The organism is Ferrovibrio xuzhouensis, assembly GCF_042648965.1.
Classification (GTDB): domain Bacteria; phylum Pseudomonadota; class Alphaproteobacteria; order Ferrovibrionales; family Ferrovibrionaceae; genus Ferrovibrio; species Ferrovibrio xuzhouensis.
In genome coordinates, this window is sequence record NZ_JBHRYJ010000001.1 from 844,477 (window position 1) to 862,059 (window position 17,583).

Consider the following 17,583-nt stretch of genomic DNA (forward strand, 5'->3'; position numbering starts at 1 on the left):
CCATGGCCGTGATTCGCCGTTTTCCGCTGGCCAGTGAGGCAGCCACCGCCGCGCTCGCCGCGGCTCTGGCGCCCCGCCTCAAGGCCGGCGACGCCCTGCTGCTGGATGGCCCGCTGGGCGCCGGCAAGACCAGTTTCGCCCGCGCCCTGATCCGCCGGCTGGCCGGCCCCGGCACCGAAGTGCCCAGCCCGACCTTCAACCTCGTGCTGACCTATGACATCGATGGCGTGACGCTGTGGCATTTCGATCTCTACCGCATCGATGACCCGCGCGAACTCGACGAACTCGGGCTGGACGATGCACTGGCCGAAGGCATCAGCCTGATCGAATGGCCCGACCGGCTCGGTCCGGAAACTCCGGCCGATGCCCTGACCCTGCGCCTGCGGCCCGATCCGGCCGGCGCGACTGCGCGCGTCGCCGAGTTCGACGGCGATGCCGCCTGGGCCGCCCGCCTGCAGGGTATGGAGATACGCCTTGGCTGATTATGCCGCGCCCATTCGCGATAGTCTGGCCCGCGATTTCCTCGCCAGGGCTGGCTGGGGCGGCGCCGCGCGCAGCCGGCTGGCCGGCGATGCCTCGTTCCGCAAATACGACCGCCTGCGGCGCGACGGCAGCCATGCGGTGCTGATGGATGCGCCGCCGCCGCAGGAGGATGTGCGCCCCTTTGTCCGCATCGCCCGGGCACTGGCCGCAGGCGGCTACAGCGCGCCGCGCATCCTGGCCGAGGATACCGAGCACGGTTTCCTGCTGCTGGAGGATCTCGGCGACGATCTCTATGCCCGGCTGATCGCCAATGGTGCCGACGAACGGCCGCTGTATGAAGCAGCGATCGACTTCCTGCTCGACCTGCACCGCCGGCCGGCGCCGGCCGGCCTTGCCACCTATGACGAAGCGCGGCTGATCGACGAGCTCGGGCTGTTCACCGACTGGTACCTGCCGGCACTGACCGGCCGCGACACGCTGGAGAATATCACCCAGGCCTTCCGCTTCCTCTGGGCCATTCTCGCCCCGGAGGTCGCCACCGAAAGCCCGCAGCGCCCGCGCGTGCTGGTGCTGCGCGACTTCCATGCCGAGAACCTGATCTGGCTGCCCGGTCGCGAAGGCCCGGCCCGCCTCGGCCTGCTCGACTTCCAGGATGCGGTGGCCGGCCACCGCGCCTATGACCTCGTCTCGCTGCTGGAAGATGCCCGCCGCGACGTTTCGCCCGATCTCGCCGAAGCGATGCTGCAGCGCTACATCGTCGGCAGCGGCCTCGACGAGGCCGGCTTCCGCCGCGCCTATGCCATCCTCGGCGCCCAGCGCAACCTGCGCATCATCGGCATCTTCACGCGGCTGTGGAAACGCGACGGCAAGCCGCATTACCAGGCCTTCCTGCCGCGCATGTGGCGCCTGGTCGAACGCGATCTCGCGCATCCGGCACTCGCCGACCTGCGCGGCTGGCTCGATGCCCTGGTGCCGCATGAGCAGCGCTTCCGCCCGCTGCCCGGCCTGGCGGACGCCTCATGATCCCGGTTCCGGATACCGCCATGGTGCTGGCCGCCGGACTCGGCACCCGCCTGCGTCCGCTGACCGACCGCACACCCAAGCCGCTGATCACCGTCGCCGGCCGCAGCCTGCTCGATCACTGCATCGACCGGCTGGTCGAGGCCGGCGTGCGCCGCGCCGTGGTCAACATCCACTGGCTCGGCAGCCAGATCCGCGAGCATCTCGCTGCCCGCCGCGACATCGCGGTGACGATTTCCGACGAGAGCGGCGAACTGCTGGAAACCGGCGGCGGCATCGCCCGCGCCCTGCCGCTGCTGGGCGACGCACCCTTCCTTGCCGTCAATGCCGATGTGATCTGGCGCGATTACGGCGGTGATGCCCTGCGCCGGCTCGCCGCGACCTTCGATCCGGCCGCGATGGATGGCCTGCTGCTGCTGCAACCGCGCGAGACAGCCACCGGCCATGGCGGGCCGGGCGATTTCGATCTCGACCCCGGCGGCCGTCTGGTCCGTCGCGGCGCGAAGCCGGCCGCCGGCTATGTCTATACCGGGGTGCAACTGCTGCAGCCCGGCCTGTTTGCCGACGCGCCGGCCGGCGCCTTTTCGCTGAACCTGCTCTACGACCGCGCCATCGCCGCCGGCCGGCTGCACGGGCTGGTGCACCAGGGCGACTGGATGGATGTCGGCACCCATGATGGCCTCGCCATCGCCGAAGCGATGCTGACAGGACCCGACAGCGCGGGGCCGGGCAGCGCGGGGCCGGGCAACGATGCCTGACCGGGCCGCCCCCGCCGTCTTCAGCATTGCCCCCGGCCGGCCTTTTCTCGACCTGCTCGCCGCCGAGATTCTGGAGCGCTGGGGCGACGCGCCGGAACGCCTGAGCCGGGTCACCGTGCTGCTGCCGACGCGGCGCGCCTGCCGCGCGCTGACCGAGGCCTTCCTGCGCCAGCGCGATGGCCGCGCCCTGCTGCTGCCGGCGATCCGGCCGCTTGGCGATGTCGACGAGGACGAACTCGACCTGCGCGGCGCCGGCATGATGGATGGCAGGGCCGGCGATGATGCGCTGCCCTTCGCGCCGCGGGAACGCGACCTGCTGCTGGCGAAACTGGTGCGCGCCTCGCCGCTCGCCGGCGGCGATGCGGCCGGTGCGCTGCGGCTGGCGCATCAGCTCGGGCAACTGCTGGATACGGCCGCCACCGAAGAAGTCGACCTCACCGGCCTGATCGGACTGGCCGGCAGCATCGACCTTGCCCGACACTGGCAGGCGACGCTGGATTTCCTCGACGTGATCCGTGCACACTGGCCGGCAATCAAGGCCGAGGCCGGCAGGCTGGATGCCGCCGAGCACCGCCGCCTGGTGACGGACCGCTGGATCGCCCACTGGCAGGCCGAACCGCCGCAGAATCCGGTGATCGCCGCCGGTTCGACCGGCAGCATCCCGGCCACCGCACGCCTGCTGAAACTGGTCTGCCGCCTGCCGCAGGGCCTGGTGATCCTGCCCGGCCTCGACCGTGACCTCGACGAGGCGGCCTGGACAGCGGCGAAGGACGAGCCGACCCATCCACAGCATATGCTGGCCCGCCTGCTCGACAGCCTCGGCGTGCTGCGCGGCGAGGTTGCCGAATGGCGCAGCGAAGACAGTTCAGGCGCACCGGCGCACGCCCGGCTGCTGTCGGCCGCCCTGCTGCCGCCCGGCGAGACCCACCGCTGGCGCGACCTGCCCGCGCCTGAGGATGCCGCCTTTGCCGGCCTGCAGCGCATCGAGGCGCCGGGCCTGCACGAGGAGGCCGTCGCCATCGCGCTGGCATTGCGCGAGACCCTGGAAACGCCCGGCCGGACCGCCGCCCTGATCACGCCCGACCGCGTGCTGGCCCGTCGCGTTGCCGCCGAGCTCGCGCGCTACGACGGACTGGCGATCGACGATTCCGCCGGCCGGCCGCTGGCGCAGACGCCGCCGGCGATCTTCCTGCGCCTGCTGGCTGGCGCCGTCGCCGCGGATTTCGCCGCCGTGCCGCTGCTCGCGCTGCTGAAACATCCCTTCTGCCGTCTCGGCCGGTCGCGCCGCGAGCTGTTGCGCTGGACGCGGCGCATCGAGCGCTCGTTCCTGCGCGGCCCGCAGCCGGAGACCGGCATCGAGGCGCTGGGGCGCAGACTGGCTGGCGATGACCGCCTGTTGCCGCTGTTCGCCGCCTTCCGCCAGGCGATCGCACCCTTTGCCCGGCTGCGATCCGGCGACAGCCTGCCATTGCCGGACATCCTGCGCCTGCTGACCGGCGCCGCCGAGGCGCTGGCCGAGCCCCAGCGCGACGGCGGCGAGACTATGCCGCTGTGGCAACGCGAGGCCGGCGAGGCGCTGCATGACCTCGTCACCGAACTGCTGCAGACCGGCGACATCCTCGGGCCGCTGCCGGTGGCGCAGGGACCGCGGCTGCTGGATGCCCTGCTCGAGGGCCGCGTGGTGCGCCCGCGCCATGGCAGCCATACGCGCCTGTTCATCTGGGGCCTGCTCGAAGCCCGGCTGCAGCAGGCCGACCGCATCATCCTCGGCGGCCTCAACGAAGGCACCTGGCCGCCGCAGGCCGAGGAAGATCCCTGGCTCAGCCGGCCGATGCGCGAACAGCTCGGCCTGGCGCCACCGGAACGCCGCCTCGGCCAGACCGCCCATGATTTCCTGCAGGCCGCCTGCGGCAGCGACGTCATCCTCAGCCGCGCCACCAAGGTGGATGGCACACCGACCGTGCCGGCGCGCTGGCTGCTGCGGCTCGATGCCATGCTGAAGGGCCATCCCCGCTGGACGGCCACGCGGGCGCCGCGCTACCTCGCCTGGGCCGAGCAGCTCGACCAGCCGGAGACCGCCGTCCGCAGCGAGCCGCCGATGCCGCGGCCGCCGGTCGAGGCGCGGCCGCGCAGCCTGTATGTCACCGACATCCAGACCTGGGTGCGCGACCCTTACGCGATCTATGCCAAACGCATCCTGCGGCTGCGGCGGCTCGATCCCGTCGACGCGCCGCCGGATGCCCGTCTGCGCGGCAATATCATCCATGACGTGCTCGACAGATTCCTCAAGCGGCATGCCGATGCCCTGCCGGCAGATGATGCGGCATTGGACGAACTGCTGGCGCTCGGCCGCGCGGCCTTTGGCCTCTGGCTCGACCAGCCGCAGATCGCCGTGCTGTGGTGGCCGCGCTTCGAACGGGCCATGCGCTGGTTCGTCGGCTATGAGCGCGAACGGCGCGCCGCCGGCTTCATGCCGGCCCTGCTCGAACAGGACGGTGCGCTGAGCTTCGCCGCGCCGGCAGGGCCGTTCACGCTGAAGGCCCGGGCCGACCGCATCGACCGCCGCGCGGCGGACGGTGCGGTTGCAGTGCTGGACTACAAGACCGGCAATTCGCCCGGCGTGAAAGAGGTCAATGTCGGCCTGGCACCGCAGTTGCCGCTGGAAGCCGCCATTGCACTCGGCGGCGGCTTCGACGGCCTGACCGCGCGGGAGATCGCCGAGCTTGTCTACATCAGCCTGCGCGGCGGCGCCGAACCGGGCAGGGCCGTGAACATCCGCGGCCGCGACATTCCGCCGCCCACCGACATCGCGATGCTGGCGCTTGAACACCTGCAAGGCTGGGTCGCCCAGTTCGATGATCCCGACCGGGCCTATCTGTCACGGCCGCGACCGCAATTCGTGCAGTATCCCGGCGACTATGACCATCTCGCCCGGGTCGCCGAACGCGCCGAAGGCGGCGAGGACGCATGAGTCCTGCCGCAGCCGATACCGACCGCGAGCTGCTGGCGCACCAGATGAACCAGCGCAGCGCCGCCGATCCGGCACTGTCGGCCTGGGTGGCGGCCAATGCCGGCTCGGGCAAGACCCGCGTGCTGGTCGACCGTGTCATCCGCATCCTGCTCGGCGGCACGCGGCCGAGCGGCGTGCTGTGCCTGACCTTCACCAAGGCGGCCGCCGCCGAGATGGCGCTGCGCCTGACCGAGCGGATCGGCGCCTGGACGACTCTGTCCGACGACAAACTGAAGGCCGACCTGTTCGACCTGCTCGGCCGGCCGGTCGAGCCGGCCGACATGGCGGCGGCACGGCGGCTGTTCGCCCGCACCCTCGAAGCACCCGGGGGCCTGCGGCTGCAGACCGTGCATGCCTTCTGCGAAGCCCTGCTGAAACGCTTCCCCGTCGAGGCCGGCCTGCCGCCGCATTTCCAGGTCGCCGACGAGGCCGCCACCGCCGCCCTGCTGGCCGAAGCGCAGACGCGGATTCTCGACGAGAGCCGCAGCGACGCCGGTCTTGCAGCACTGATCGGCTATTTCGCGGCAAAACTCGACGACACGCGCTTCACCAAACTGCTGGCCAGCCTGCTCGGTCGGCGCCGCGATCTTGCGGCGCTGCTGGAGACCCATGGCAGTGCTGAAGCGGCCATCGCAGCACTGGCAAGGCAGCTTGGCCTGCCCGACGGCGCCAGCCGCGACAGCCTGATCACCGGCCATATCGCCGCCATGCCGCAGGCCGACCTGCGCCGCGCCGTTGCCGCACTGGCTGAAGGCGGGGCAAATGACCGCAAGCTCGCCGATGCGGTCGCGAACTGGCTCGCCGCCGGTTGCCCGCCGGCGGATTTCGAGGCCGGCTGGATGGCCGCCTTCTTCACCGCCAGCGATCCCAACAAGCCGCGCGACAAGCTGGTCACCAAGGCGGTCGAGAAGATTGCCGCCGATTGCGGCGACATCCTGCGCACTGAACAGATGCGGCTGGAAGCGCTGAAACCTCTGCTCAATGCCGCCGTCGTTCTGGAAGCCACCGGCAACCTGCTGCGGCTGGGCGAACGGCTGCTCGGGTATTATGCCGAGCAGAAGCGCGTGCTGGCGCTGCTGGACTATGACGACCTGATCCTGCGCGCCCGTGACCTGCTGGTCGAGCCCACGCGCGTCCCCTGGGTGATGTACAAGCTCGACCAGGGCATCGACCATGTGCTGGTTGACGAGGCGCAGGACACCAGCCCCGACCAGTGGTCGGTGATCGCGGCGCTGGCCGAGGATTTCTTCTCCGGCCTCGGCGCCCGCGAGGTCGACCGCACGGTGTTTGCCGTCGGCGACGTCAAGCAGTCGATCTACAGTTTCCAGGGTGCGCGGCCGCAGGCCTTCCTCGACATGCGCGAGCATTTCCGCCGCGCCGCCCGGGCCGCAGAGAAGACGCTGCTGTCGACCCCGCTCGAAATGTCGTTCCGCTCGGCGCCGGCTGTGCTGCGGCTGGTCGATGCCGTTTTCGCCGCCGAGACCGCGCGGCCCGGCGTGGTCGAGGATGGCACCATCCTGACCCATCGGGCCAAGCGCCGCGAGGAAGCCGGCCGCATCGAGATCTGGCCGCCGTTCAAGCCCGACCCGAAAGCCGACAGCGAACCCTGGGACGTGCCGGTGGATTACGTGGGCCAGCGCGATCCGCGCCTGCGGCTGGCCGAAGTCATCGCCGGGCAGATCCGCCGCTGGATGGACAGCGAAATGCTGCCGAGCCTAGGCCGGCGCCTGCGTGCCGGCGATGTGATGATCCTGGTGCGCCGGCGCAATGTCTTCTTCGAGGCGATGGTGCAGGCGCTGAAGGCTGCCGGCGTGCCGGTGGCCGGTGCCGACCGCATGCAGCTCGCCGAACAGATCGCTGTGCGTGACCTGCTGGCACTGGGCGAGGCCTGCCTGCTGCCCGACGATGACCTGACCTTGGCCACGGTTCTCAAAGGCCCGCTGTTCAATTTCACCGACGACGACCTGTTTGCCCTGTGCTGGCAGCGCGACGGCCGGCTGTGGCCGGCTTTGCGCGCGCGCGCCCATGAACAGCCGCACTGGCAGGCCGCCTTCGACGAGCTGCGCGCCCTGATGAGCCGCGCCGACCTCGTCACGCCGTTCGGGTTCTATGCCGAACTGCTGGGCGCCGGTAACGGCCGCCGCCGCCTGCTCGCCCGGCTCGGCCGCCAGGCCAGCGAGCCGATCGACGAATTCCTCGCAGCGACGCTGAATTACGAGCGCGAGGCCGCCACCAGCCTGCAGGGCTTCCTGTTGTGGTTCGACGACCATGCCGGCGTGGTGAAGCGCGACCTTGAGCAGGGCCGCGACGAGGTGCGCATTCTCACCGTGCATGGCGCCAAGGGCCTCGAGGCACCGGTGGTAATCCTGCCCGATACCTGCGACCTGCCGCAGGAACGCGACCCCGACGGTCTGCTGTGGAGCGAGGCCGGCACCACGCCCCTGCTGCTGTGGCCGCTCAATCGCGCCTACGACACGCCACTGAGCCGCGGCATCCGCGAGCAGCGCCGCACCGCGCTGATGGCGGAATACCGCCGGCTGCTCTATGTGGCGCTGACCCGCGCCCGCGACCGGCTCTATGTCTGCGGCTATCTCAATCACAAGACCGCAGAGAAGGGGCCCGCGCCGGAAAGCTGGTACAGCCTGATCGAGGCCGGCTTCGCCGCGCTGGCGCCGCAGCAGGAAATCGCCCTGCCCTGGGGCGCAACCGGGCAGCGCCATGACAGTTTCCCCGGGCAGACGCCCGCTGTGGCGAAACCCGAAGCCGCCGAACCGGCCGTGATGGCATTGCCCGGCTGGGCCCGCAATCCGCCGGCGCAGGAGCCGGTGCCGCCGCGGCCGCTCAGCCCCTCGCGGCCGTCCCGCAACGACCCGGCACCGCTCAGCCCGACGCAGCCGGAGCGCCTGGCCGGCCTGGCCCGCGGCCGGCTGATCCACCGCCTGCTGCAGACCCTGCCCGAGCTCGATCCGGCGGAGCGCGAGGCGGCGGCGCGGCGCTTTCTGGCCCATCCGGCCCATGGCCTGTCGGCCCCGGCACAGGGGGAGATCGCCGGCGAAGTCTCACGGATTCTTGCGATGCCGGACTATCTGCCGGTCTTCGGCCCCGGTGCCCTGGTCGAGGCGCCGCTGGCCGGTCGTGTCGGGAACCGGCTGGTCGCCGGCCAGGTGGATCGCCTGATTGTGAACACCGACGCAATTCTGGTGGTCGACTACAAGACCAACCGGCCACCGCCGGCACGGGTGGAGGATGTCGACCCGGCCTATCTGGAACAGATGGCGCTTTACCGCGCCCTGTTGCAGCAGATATATCCCGGCCGGCCGGTCGAAACGGCCCTGTTATGGACCTTCGCACCCCGGCTGATGCCGTTGCCCTCCGCTCTGCTTGACCGGATCGCGGAAAATTTCACCGCAACGTGACTGGCCCCCGAGCGCAACGTTGCCTAGCTTGAACGCCATGACGAAACGACTTGCCATATCCGCCCGGATCGGACTGCTCGCCTTCGCAGCGGCGTTCGGCCTGATGCTTGCCGGCGGAACCGCAAAGGCGCAGCAGCAGATGGTGGTGCTTGAACTCTTCACCAGCCAGGGCTGCAACTCCTGCCCGCCGGCCGACGCGCTGATGAAAGACTGGGAGAAGCTGCCCGGTGTGCTGCCGCTGTCGCTGCATGTCGATTACTGGGACTATCTCGGCTGGCGCGACACCTTCGGCAAGAAAGGCCACACCAACCGCCAGCAGGCCTATGCGCAGAGCTTCGGCTCCCGGCAGATCTATACGCCGCAGGCGGTGGTCGACGGCCAGTTCCAGGCGGTCGGCTCCAACCGCGGCGCGGTCGCGGCCGCCATCAAGGCCGCCGAAAAGGAAAAGCGCGTCACCCTGCAGGCCAAGCCGGTGACCGAAGCCGGCAAGACGGTCTGGCAGATTGCCGTGCCGGCCATCGCCGGCTGGCAGGGCGAGGCCAAGCTGCTGCTCTGCGAATACGACCGCGAACACAAGGTGGCGATCGAGCGCGGCGAGAATACCGGCCAGACGCTGACCTACCTCAATGTGGCGCGCAGCTGGAATGATTTCGGCCGCTGGAAGGGCCAGGCCGCGAGCTACACGGTGCCTGACCTCGGCAAGGTCGACTGGCAGCAGCATGGCGTCGTGGTGATGCTGCAATCCCTGCAGGGCCCGATCCTCGGCGCCGTCGACCTGCGCGGCGCGAACTGAACGCGCGGACAGCCGCCGTGACCTTTCCGCAGCAAAGCACAAGCGGCGGTTGACAGTCCGGCGCGGCAGTCGGAAGCTGCCGTCATGACGATGGTTCCGTCCGAACGAGTCCCGGCCGCGGGTACAACCCGCAGGCCGCCACGCATCGACCATCGCGTGCGGCTGGCCGATGCCCGCGACCTGTCGCGGCTGCACGAGATCGCCGCCGAATCCTATCCGTCCTTCACCACCGACCTTGCCGCCCTGCAGCAGGAGGAAAGCCTGTTCGTCGCCGAATGGCGCACGGCACTGGATGGCTTCATCGTGCTGCTGCCGTTGCATGACGCCATCCTGGTGCACCGGCTGGCCATTGCCGCCGACATGCGCCGCCGCGGGCTTGGCGGCTGGCTGCTCGATTTCGCCACCCATCATGCCCGCACCGCCGGGCTGGCCGGCGTCGAGATCCAGGTCTCCGACAGCGACCGCGTGCGTATTGCCTGGCTGCAACGGCTCGGCTTTGCCCCGATGACGCCGACCGGCAACCGCACCCTGCTGCGCCGGCCGGCCCAGCACGGGCGCGACATAAAACCATAAATCCGGGGAAACACTGCGATGAGCGATCCGAAGTCCGGCAGGCTGCTGCCGTCCAGCACCGTGCTGATGATCCGCGATGGCGCGGCCGGCCTGGAAGTCTTCATGGTCAAGCGCAACCACGCCATCGACTTCGCCTCGGGCGCCATGGTGTTTCCCGGCGGCAAGCTGGCCGAGGGCGACAGCGATCCGGTGCTGATGGGCCGCCATGCCCGGCCGGGCCGTTTCGATCCCGCCCTCACGCCTTTCGCCTTCGGTGCCATTCGCGAGGTCTTCGAGGAATCCGGCCTGCTGCTGGCGCGGCCGAAGGGCGACGGCGCCCTGCTGCCGGCCGACCGCGCAGCCGCACTCGCCCCCTGGCGCGACCCGCTCAATCGCGGCGACAAGACGCTCCGCGACATGGCCGAAGCCGAGGGCCTTGATTACGCGCTGGATACGCTGGTGCCGTTCGCGCACTGGATCACGCCGGAGAGCATGCCCAAGCGCTTCGACACCTGGTTCTTTGTCGCGGCAGCCCCCGAAGGCCAGATCGGCGCCCACGACGGCAGCGAGTCGGTCGATTCCGGCTGGCTCGGCGCCCAGGCCGCGCTCGACGACTGGGAAGCCAAGCGACGCACGATCGTGTTCGCCACCCGCATGCAGCTGGTCAAACTGGCCCGGGCCGACAGCGTGGCCGCGGCACTGGCCAATGCGGCGGGCGACATCATCGTCGACGTGATGCCGGTACTCGACAAGAACGCACCGGGCGAGCCGCATCTGCGCATCCCGGTCGAGGCCGGCTATGGCGTGACCGAAGTCCCGGTCAGCCGCATCGGCATGTAATTCCGCCTAGAGTCCCTGCTGCATCACCGCCGCGAGCCGGCGGGCAAAGGCCTGCGGATCGGCCAACGGTTCGCCCTCGACGATGCGGGCCTGGTCGAGCAACAGCTGTGCCGCATCGGCCAACGCATCGACCGCACCGGGCTGGGTCGCCCGCTCGGCCAGCCGGCGGATCAGCGGGTGTGACGGATTGATCTCGAGGATGCGCGGGCTGGCCATGTCGAGCTTCTGGTGCATCCGCAGCAGGCGTTCGAGATGCATGTCCATGTCGCCGTCGCCGGCGACCAGACAGACCGCGCTGTCGGTCAGCCGCTTCGACTCCCGCACATCCTTCACGGCCTCGCCCAGCGTCTGCTTCAGCAGGGCGACCAGGGTACCGAGCGCGGCACCTTCCGCCTTGTCTTCCGGCTTCGCGGCATCCGCGCCGCCGGCAATGCCGTCGAGATCGGCGCCGGCCCGGGTCGCCGACCTGATCGGCTTGCCTTCGAAATCGCTGACCACCGAGAGCCAGAAATCGTCGACCGGATCGGTCAGCAGCAGCACTTCGATGCCCTTGGCACGGAAACCCTCGAGCTGCGGGCTGCGCTTGAGCTGGTCGAGCTGCTCGCCGTTGATGACATAGATTGCGGTCTGGCCGTCCTTCATGGCGGCGACATAATCGGCCAGCGAAACCCAGCCGTCGCGCGACGACGAACGGAAGCGGGCGAGCTTCAGCAACACCTCGCGATGCTCGGCATCCTCGTAGAGGCCCTCTTTCAGGACGGCGCCGAAATTCTCCCAGAAGCCCGCGTAGGCCTCGGCCTCGCCGGCGGCCTTCTTCTCCAGCTCGCCCAGCACGCGGCGGGTGATCGCCTGGCGGATGCGGGCGACCACCGGATTATGCTGCAGCATCTCGCGGCTGACATTCAGTGGCAGGTCGGCAGAATCGACCACGCCGCGCAGGAAGCGCAGCCAGGACGGCACCAGTTCGTCGCAGCGGTCGGTGATGAAGACCCGGCGCACATACAGCTTGAGCTGCGCCTTGCGCGACGGCTCGAACAGGTCCGGCGGCCGGCGGCCGGGCACGAACAGCAGCAGCGTGTAATCGAGCTTGCCCTCGACCCGGTTGTGCAGGGTCAGCCAGGGGTCGTCGAAGGCATGCGCCACGTGATGGTAGAAGTCCGTATACTGCTGCGGCTCGATCTCGGCTTTCGGCCGCGCCCACAGGGCACTGGCGGCATTCAGCGCCTCGGTCCTGTCGCCGTCCTGCAGCAGCACCGGCAGGGCGATATGGTCGGAATAGGTCTTGACGATATGGCGCAGCCGTTCCGGTTCGAGGAATTCGTCCTCGCCGGCGCGCAGATGCAGGGTGATGGTGGTTCCCCGCGTCTCGCGGGCCGCTTCGCCGATGGTGAACTGGCCGGAGCCGTCCGATGCCCAGTGCCAGGCCTGTGCCTCGCCCGCCTTGCGCGAGACCACCTCGACGCGCTCCGCAACCATGAAGGCCGAATAGAAGCCGACGCCGAACTGGCCGATCAGCGCCATGTCCTTGCCGGCATCGCCGGTCAGTCCGGACAGGAACTCGCCGGTGCCCGAGCGGGCGATGGTGCCCAGATTGGCGACCAGCTCGTCGCGGTTCATGCCGATGCCGTTGTCGGCGATGGTCAGGATGCGGGCCGCCTTGTCGGCGCCGATCGTCACCTTCAGGTCGGCATCGCCGGCCCATAGCGTCTCATCGGTCTGGGCGGCGAAGCGCAGCTTGTCGCAGGCGTCGGACGCATTCGAGATCAATTCCCGCAGGAAGATCTCTTTCTGGCTGTACAGCGCATGGGTGACGATATGCAGTAGGCGCGCGACTTCGGCCTGGAATTGCAGCGTCTGTTCAGTCATGGGTCTGCTCGGTCATGGCTCCGGTTCCCGGCGTCAATGGCCAAGCGGCGGGTTCAGCCCGCCTTCTTGGCGTCCTTCTTGTCTTCCGGCTTGTCGGCCTCGAGCAGGTCCTTCAGGTGGCGGGTCAGGTCGCGGCGTTCGGACTCGGGTACCAGATAGGCCCAGCCATCCATGCGCGCCGCCGCCTCCTTGACCTGCTTCTGGGCGTCATCCGGCTTCAGCAAATCTGGGTTCGCCGCGTCCGGTTTCAAGAGGGCCGGGTCATAGGTCACCGCGATGGTGATCCAGGCCTTCTTGTCGTCCTTGCCGTCCTTGTCCATGGCCGGGATGCTGCGGATCACGGCATGAACGCCGTCCAGCGTCTTCAGATCGGTGACCGTCGCCTTGGAGAAATCGTGGTCGGCCGCCTTGGCGACATCGTCGAAGGTCATCCACGACAGCACGCCGGCCACCGCGTTGACGTCATACTGCGACGAGATCTTCATGCCCTTGGGCAGCGGCTCACTCGGGGTGAAATTGGCGCTGCCGGCATCCTTGTCGGTCTTCGGCGCCCGCACCAGGGCCAGCGTCTCGCCATCGGGCTGGCGCACGCTCGCCTCGGCCACCCGGTTGCGGTCGATCTTGATCAGGTCCTTGACCAACCAGTCGATCGGGTCCGCCTTGGCATCGAGCATGCCGCGGGCCACCCAGGCCCGCGCCTCGTCGGGCTTGCGCACCAGATACTGGCCGGGCTTGCCCTCGACCGGGTAAGACTTGGTCTTGCCGACGATCACCGCGGCAATCGGCTTGGCATCCTTGCCGACCAGCCGGATCAGCACCGGGCCGGGATCGGATTCGGCGGCCTTGTCGACCGGCTTGTAATGCTCGGGGTCGGCGACCTGCAGCAGGTCGTAATTCTCCGGCTTGTCGCTGCGCGGCTCGATGGTCTCGAGCCCGGCGATGCCGAGCACGTTCTTGCGCACCAGGTCGGCCTGCACCGGATAGCCAGCATGGCCCGGCATGGTCCAGTGTTCGGAATCGGCGCCCTTCTCGATCCGGAACAAAGCCTTCGGGGTGGCGATCTCCAGCGAATCGACGTCATTCACCTTGGCGGTCAGGCCCGGAAACATCGGCTTCGGGGTGAAATCGGCCTCGGACGCCTGGTTGCGCGAGGAGGTCACCCACCAGGCGGCCCCGCCCAGCACGATTGCGACGCCGACCAGAACGGCCCAGCTCTTGTTGCGCATCATGACTACTCTCCCTGCCCGCCCGTCAGCCTTCCAGCGCCCGGCGCTGGCGGCGCCGGCGCCAGAAGATGCCGAGCCCGACCGCAACCACGGCGGCCAGCAGCGGCATCAGGCCGATATTGATGAACTTGATCAGCAGCTGCAGCCGTTCGATGCCGCGGTTGAGCTGGTGCTGGACGTTGCGCAGCTCGCGCCGGGTCTGCAGCAGCTGGTCGCGGAAGGTGTCGATGGTGGCCTGCTGCTCGGCGGTCAGCAGGGCATTCGACTGGCCCTGTGCCTTCGACTGCAGGTCGGCCAGCTTCTTCTGCGTGTCTTCCATCTTTTTCTGCAGCTCGTTCTGGCGGGCCAGGAACTGCTGGTCGGCATCGCGGCGCATCGCCTCGATCTTCTCGAACGGGCGCTGGGCGCGGCCGCGGCTGCGCAGGCCGATCAGGTCGCTGGAGCCCGCCATGTTGTCGATGGCGTTGACCAGGAAATCGGCATTGGCGGCAATCGGCACGAACACATTCTGGCCGAACATCTGCTGGGTGCGGGCCCAGAAGCGGTCATCCAGCATGTCGGCATCGGCCACCAGCAGCACGTTGATCGGCTTGACGCTCTCCTTGACCTCAGGCGCCGCCGGCTTGGCGTCGGCAGGCTTGGCCGCATCAGCCGGCTTGTCGCCGGCCTTCTGCTCGGGGGCCGGGGCACCGTCCGGGAAGGCGGTCTTGGCCGGACCGCTGATGCGGGCAGCCAGCACATAGGTCTTGCCGTCGGGCTTGAACTTGCCGGCAATCGCTTCCGGATCGGGATCGCCCTGGATGTTGGAGACATCCATCAGCATCGCCTTGTCCGACGAGGTCATCAGCGGCGTCACCTTGGTGGTGGCGCCGGGCAGCGTCTCGATGGCGCCGAACGAGGCGCCGTTGATGTTGGTCAGCGACGCCGTGACGATGTCGCCATGGTCCATGTTCTGCTGCGGGATATTCAGCCACGGCACGTAATCGACCACCGCGGCGGCGCCCGGCTTGCCGGTCTGCACGCGCTGGGCCAGGGTCAGGTCGGCGACGAACTTGCCCGGCTCGATCTTGACGCCCCAGGCCTTGAACAGGTCGTTCATCAGCGAGGACTGGTCCATGCCCGGCGGTATCGGCTGGCCGGTCATCGGATTGGGCATCGCCGCCATCGTCTCGGAATAGGGATCGCTGAAGACGATCAGATGGCCGCCCTTCAGCACGAACTGGTCGATGGCGTATTTCTCGGCCGGCTTCAGGTCCTTGGGATGCGCCAGCAGCAGCACGCCGAGCTTGTCGTTGATCTCGTCGGGCTTGCTCGCATCCAGCATCTTCACGTCGAAGAACTGCTTGATCTGGTCGAGGATCAGATAGGGCTGCGACTGGCCGCGCATCGCCGCCATCATGCCGCCCGGACCATACTCCAGCGGCAGCGAACCGAGGATGCCGACGGTCGGCTTCTTCGGGTTGCTGAGGCCATAGACCATCTTGGTCAGGTCGTATTCGAGGAACTGCTCGCGATCCGCCTGGAAGAACGGGATCGACTGCTGCTGGTCGAGCGCATTGCTGCCGACCAGGCCGAAGTAGAGCTGGCCGCCGTCAGGCAGCGGCGCCGCCTGCAGGCCGGCCTGCACGGCGCGGTCTTCCGATTCGGTGAACGGCTCGGGGTCGATCACCTCGAGATGGATCTTGCCGCCCGACAGCGCGGCATAGCGTTCGAGCAGTTCGCGGACCCGGTTGCCGTACTGCTTGAGCTGCGGCGCGGCGCTGGACAGCCGGTCCGAGAAGAAGAACCGCAGCGTGATCGGCTCGGGGATCGCCTTGATCACGTTGCGCGTGCCGTCGGAGAGCGTGTAGAGCCGCGCCTCGGTCAGGTCGATGCGGGCACTGCGCAGGCCCTGGTTCGACAGGACGTTGACGCCGAAAAAAATGGCGAAGGCCGCGACGAGGCCGGTGCCGGTGAGGAGCGCTTTGCTGCCGGTCTTCATGATCCTGCCCTCAGCCCGCTTTCTTGTAATCGACGATGACGGCGGTGGCGAAGAGAGCGACGGCCATCAGTGACAGGAAGAAGATGAGATCGCGCACATCGATCACACCTTCGGTAATCGCGTTGAAATGGGTGAGGAAGCTGAACGACGCGATGGTGTCGACGATCAGCGGCGGCGCCCAGCCCTGGAAGAAGCTGAGCACCATCGGCGCGCCGGCCACCGTGAACACGAAGCAGACCAGCACGCTGATCACGAAGGCGATCACCTGGTTCTTGGTGATGGCACTGAGGCAGGAGCCGACCGCGAGATAGCCGCCGGCCATCAGGAAGCTGCCGATATAACCACCGAGGATGACGCCGTTGTCGGGGTGGCCGAGCCAGTTGACCGTCAGCCACATCGGGAAGGTCAGCGCCAGCGCGATGCCGGCGAAGATCCAGGCGGCGAGGAACTTGCCGACCACCGCGGCCCACAACGGGATCGGCAAGGTCAGCAGCAGCTCGATGGTGCCCGACTTGCGTTCTTCCGCCCACAGCCGCATGGCGATGGCCGGCAGGAAGAACAGGTAGAGCCAGGGATGGAACAGGAAGAAGGCCTTGAGGTCGGCCTGGCCGCGTTCGAAGAACTGGCCGAGATAGAAGGTGAAGATGCCCGCGGTGAACAGGAACACCACGATGAAGACATAGGCGACCGGGGTCGCGAAATAGCCCGAGAGCTCGCGACGGGTGATCGAGAACAGCGATGACATGACGGAAGCTCCGATCAGGCGGCGCGCGCGGGCGCGCCGGCTTGCGTGACTTGGCGGAAGGCGGCGTCCATGCGGCCCGGCTCGGCGATGATGTCGCCGATGCGCCAGCCGCCGCTGGCCGGATCGGGCCGGCCCTCGGCCACCACGCGGCCGCGCGCGATGATGATGGCGCGGCTGCATACCGCCTCGACCTCTTCGAGGATATGGGTCGAGATGATGATCGCCTTGTCCTTCGCCATGGCCTGGATCAGGTCGCGCACTTCATGCTTCTGGTTCGGATCGAGACCGTCGGTCGGTTCGTCGAGCACCAGCACCGGCGGATCGTGCAGGATCGCCTGGGCGAGGCCGACGCGGCGCTTGTAGCCCTTGGACAGCGTGTCGATCGGCTGGTCGAGCACGTCGCGGATGTTGATCTGGTCGACCACGCGGGCGAGCCGCGTGCGGCGGTCAGCGCCGGACAGGCCGCGGATGTCGGCGATGAAATCGAGGAAGCCGCGCGCCGTCATGTCGGCATAGGCCGGGGCGCCTTCGGGCAGGTAGCCGATGCTGCGCTTGGCGGCCAGCGGATCGGCCTCGACATCATGGCCGCAGACCGCGATGCTGCCCGAGGTCGGCGCCAGGAAGCCGCAGAGCATCTTCATGGTGGTGGATTTGCCGGCGCCGTTCGGCCCGAGGAAACCCAGCACCTCGCCCCTGGCGACGGATAAACTGATGTTGTCGACTGCCGTAAACGGACCGAATTGCTTGACCAGATTCTTTATGTCGATCATCGTTTTGCGTGGTCCCCTGCCTCACCGTTACCAGATTGTGGCCGCACGGCGACCGCTAGATAAAAGTTTCTGCCACCAGGGTTCAAGCCTCGGAGCATTAATTGCGATTAACAAACCCATCGC

General features: G+C 68.5%; 13 protein-coding genes. 8 read left to right on the forward strand and 5 right to left on the reverse strand.

Translation table 11 applies throughout. The features are described from left to right. Positions 1-2: 2 nt before the first annotated feature. From tsaE to ACFOOQ_RS04180, 8 genes are all read left to right on the forward strand, one after another. Complete coding sequence (gene tsaE / locus ACFOOQ_RS04145) at positions 3-482, forward strand: tRNA (adenosine(37)-N6)-threonylcarbamoyltransferase complex ATPase subunit type 1 TsaE (protein ID WP_379722112.1); 480 nt, start codon at positions 3-5, stop codon at positions 480-482. After that, positions 475-1,506: an aminoglycoside phosphotransferase family protein gene (locus tag ACFOOQ_RS04150; RefSeq protein WP_379722114.1), complete on the forward strand. Its 1,032-nt coding sequence runs from the start codon at positions 475-477 to the stop codon at positions 1,504-1,506. The genes tsaE and ACFOOQ_RS04150 overlap by 8 nt, the downstream gene beginning before the upstream one ends. After that, the gene (locus ACFOOQ_RS04155) at positions 1,503-2,261 is read left to right on the forward strand and encodes a nucleotidyltransferase family protein (protein ID WP_379722116.1); all 759 of its coding nucleotides are present in this window, start codon (positions 1,503-1,505) and stop codon (positions 2,259-2,261) included. The genes ACFOOQ_RS04150 and ACFOOQ_RS04155 overlap by 4 nt, the downstream gene beginning before the upstream one ends. After that, positions 2,254-5,232 carry a double-strand break repair protein AddB gene (addB, locus tag ACFOOQ_RS04160; RefSeq protein WP_379722118.1) on the forward strand — a complete coding sequence of 993 codons (2,979 nt, stop codon included), beginning with the start codon at positions 2,254-2,256 and terminating at the stop codon, positions 5,230-5,232. Before ACFOOQ_RS04155 ends, addB begins: the two co-directional genes overlap by 8 nt. Continuing rightward, complete coding sequence (gene addA / locus ACFOOQ_RS04165) at positions 5,229-8,687, forward strand: double-strand break repair helicase AddA (protein WP_379722120.1); 3,459 nt, start codon at positions 5,229-5,231, stop codon at positions 8,685-8,687. The genes addB and addA overlap by 4 nt, the downstream gene beginning before the upstream one ends. A 37-nt stretch (positions 8,688-8,724) precedes the next feature. Next, positions 8,725-9,480, forward strand: coding sequence for a DUF1223 domain-containing protein (locus ACFOOQ_RS04170; protein ID WP_379722122.1), 756 nt, complete (start codon positions 8,725-8,727; stop codon positions 9,478-9,480). Between the two features lie 84 nt (positions 9,481-9,564). Further along, positions 9,565-10,053, forward strand: coding sequence for a GNAT family N-acetyltransferase (locus ACFOOQ_RS04175; RefSeq protein ID WP_379722124.1), 489 nt, complete (start codon positions 9,565-9,567; stop codon positions 10,051-10,053). A gap of 18 nt (positions 10,054-10,071) precedes the next feature. Then, a complete protein-coding gene (locus ACFOOQ_RS04180; RefSeq protein ID WP_379722126.1) occupies positions 10,072-10,872 on the forward strand; it encodes an NUDIX hydrolase in 801 nt (266 codons plus the stop codon). Between the two features lie 6 nt (positions 10,873-10,878). Here ACFOOQ_RS04180 and htpG read toward each other — a convergent pair whose 3' ends face one another. Genes htpG through ACFOOQ_RS04205 form a run of 5 tightly spaced genes read right to left on the reverse strand, consistent with a single transcriptional unit; the run spans position 10,879 to position 17,460 of the window. Next, a complete protein-coding gene (htpG, locus tag ACFOOQ_RS04185; RefSeq protein ID WP_379722128.1) occupies positions 10,879-12,738 on the reverse strand; it encodes a molecular chaperone HtpG in 1,860 nt (619 codons plus the stop codon). A 53-nt stretch (positions 12,739-12,791) separates the two neighbouring features. Further along, positions 12,792-13,967 (reverse strand): DUF4340 domain-containing protein, encoded by a 1,176-nt coding sequence (locus tag ACFOOQ_RS04190; RefSeq protein ID WP_379722130.1) that lies wholly within the window; start codon positions 13,965-13,967, stop codon positions 12,792-12,794. A gap of 22 nt (positions 13,968-13,989) precedes the next feature. Next, entirely contained in the window at positions 13,990-15,945 is a 1,956-nt protein-coding gene (locus ACFOOQ_RS04195) for a Gldg family protein (RefSeq protein ID WP_379722132.1), read from the reverse strand. A gap of 10 nt (positions 15,946-15,955) precedes the next feature. Continuing rightward, positions 15,956-16,690 carry an ABC transporter permease subunit gene (locus tag ACFOOQ_RS04200; protein WP_379722134.1) on the reverse strand — a complete coding sequence of 245 codons (735 nt, stop codon included), beginning with the start codon at positions 16,688-16,690 and terminating at the stop codon, positions 15,956-15,958. 14 nt (positions 16,691-16,704) lie between these two features. Continuing rightward, positions 16,705-17,460 (reverse strand): ABC transporter ATP-binding protein, encoded by a 756-nt coding sequence (locus tag ACFOOQ_RS04205; protein WP_379722136.1) that lies wholly within the window; start codon positions 17,458-17,460, stop codon positions 16,705-16,707. Positions 17,461-17,583 lie beyond the last annotated feature (123 nt).

Bases quoted from the DNA above. Each gene is read 5' to 3' on its own strand.
- tsaE (WP_379722112.1), top strand. From the start codon at position 3: ATGGCCGTGATTCGCCGTTTTCCGCTGGCCAGTGAGGCAGCCACCGCC.
- ACFOOQ_RS04155 (WP_379722116.1), top strand. From the start codon at position 1,503: ATGATCCCGGTTCCGGATACCGCCATGGTGCTGGCCGCCGGACTCGGC.
- addB (WP_379722118.1), top strand. From the start codon at position 2,254: ATGCCTGACCGGGCCGCCCCCGCCGTCTTCAGCATTGCCCCCGGCCGG.
- addA (WP_379722120.1), top strand. From the start codon at position 5,229: ATGAGTCCTGCCGCAGCCGATACCGACCGCGAGCTGCTGGCGCACCAG.
- ACFOOQ_RS04170 (WP_379722122.1), top strand. From the start codon at position 8,725: ATGACGAAACGACTTGCCATATCCGCCCGGATCGGACTGCTCGCCTTC.
- ACFOOQ_RS04175 (WP_379722124.1), top strand. From the start codon at position 9,565: ATGACGATGGTTCCGTCCGAACGAGTCCCGGCCGCGGGTACAACCCGC.
- ACFOOQ_RS04180 (WP_379722126.1), top strand. From the start codon at position 10,072: ATGAGCGATCCGAAGTCCGGCAGGCTGCTGCCGTCCAGCACCGTGCTG.
- htpG (WP_379722128.1), bottom strand. From the start codon at position 12,738: ATGACTGAACAGACGCTGCAATTCCAGGCCGAAGTCGCGCGCCTACTG.
- ACFOOQ_RS04190 (WP_379722130.1), bottom strand. From the start codon at position 13,967: ATGATGCGCAACAAGAGCTGGGCCGTTCTGGTCGGCGTCGCAATCGTG.
- ACFOOQ_RS04195 (WP_379722132.1), bottom strand. From the start codon at position 15,945: ATGAAGACCGGCAGCAAAGCGCTCCTCACCGGCACCGGCCTCGTCGCG.
- ACFOOQ_RS04200 (WP_379722134.1), bottom strand. From the start codon at position 16,690: ATGTCATCGCTGTTCTCGATCACCCGTCGCGAGCTCTCGGGCTATTTC.
- ACFOOQ_RS04205 (WP_379722136.1), bottom strand. From the start codon at position 17,460: ATGATCGACATAAAGAATCTGGTCAAGCAATTCGGTCCGTTTACGGCA.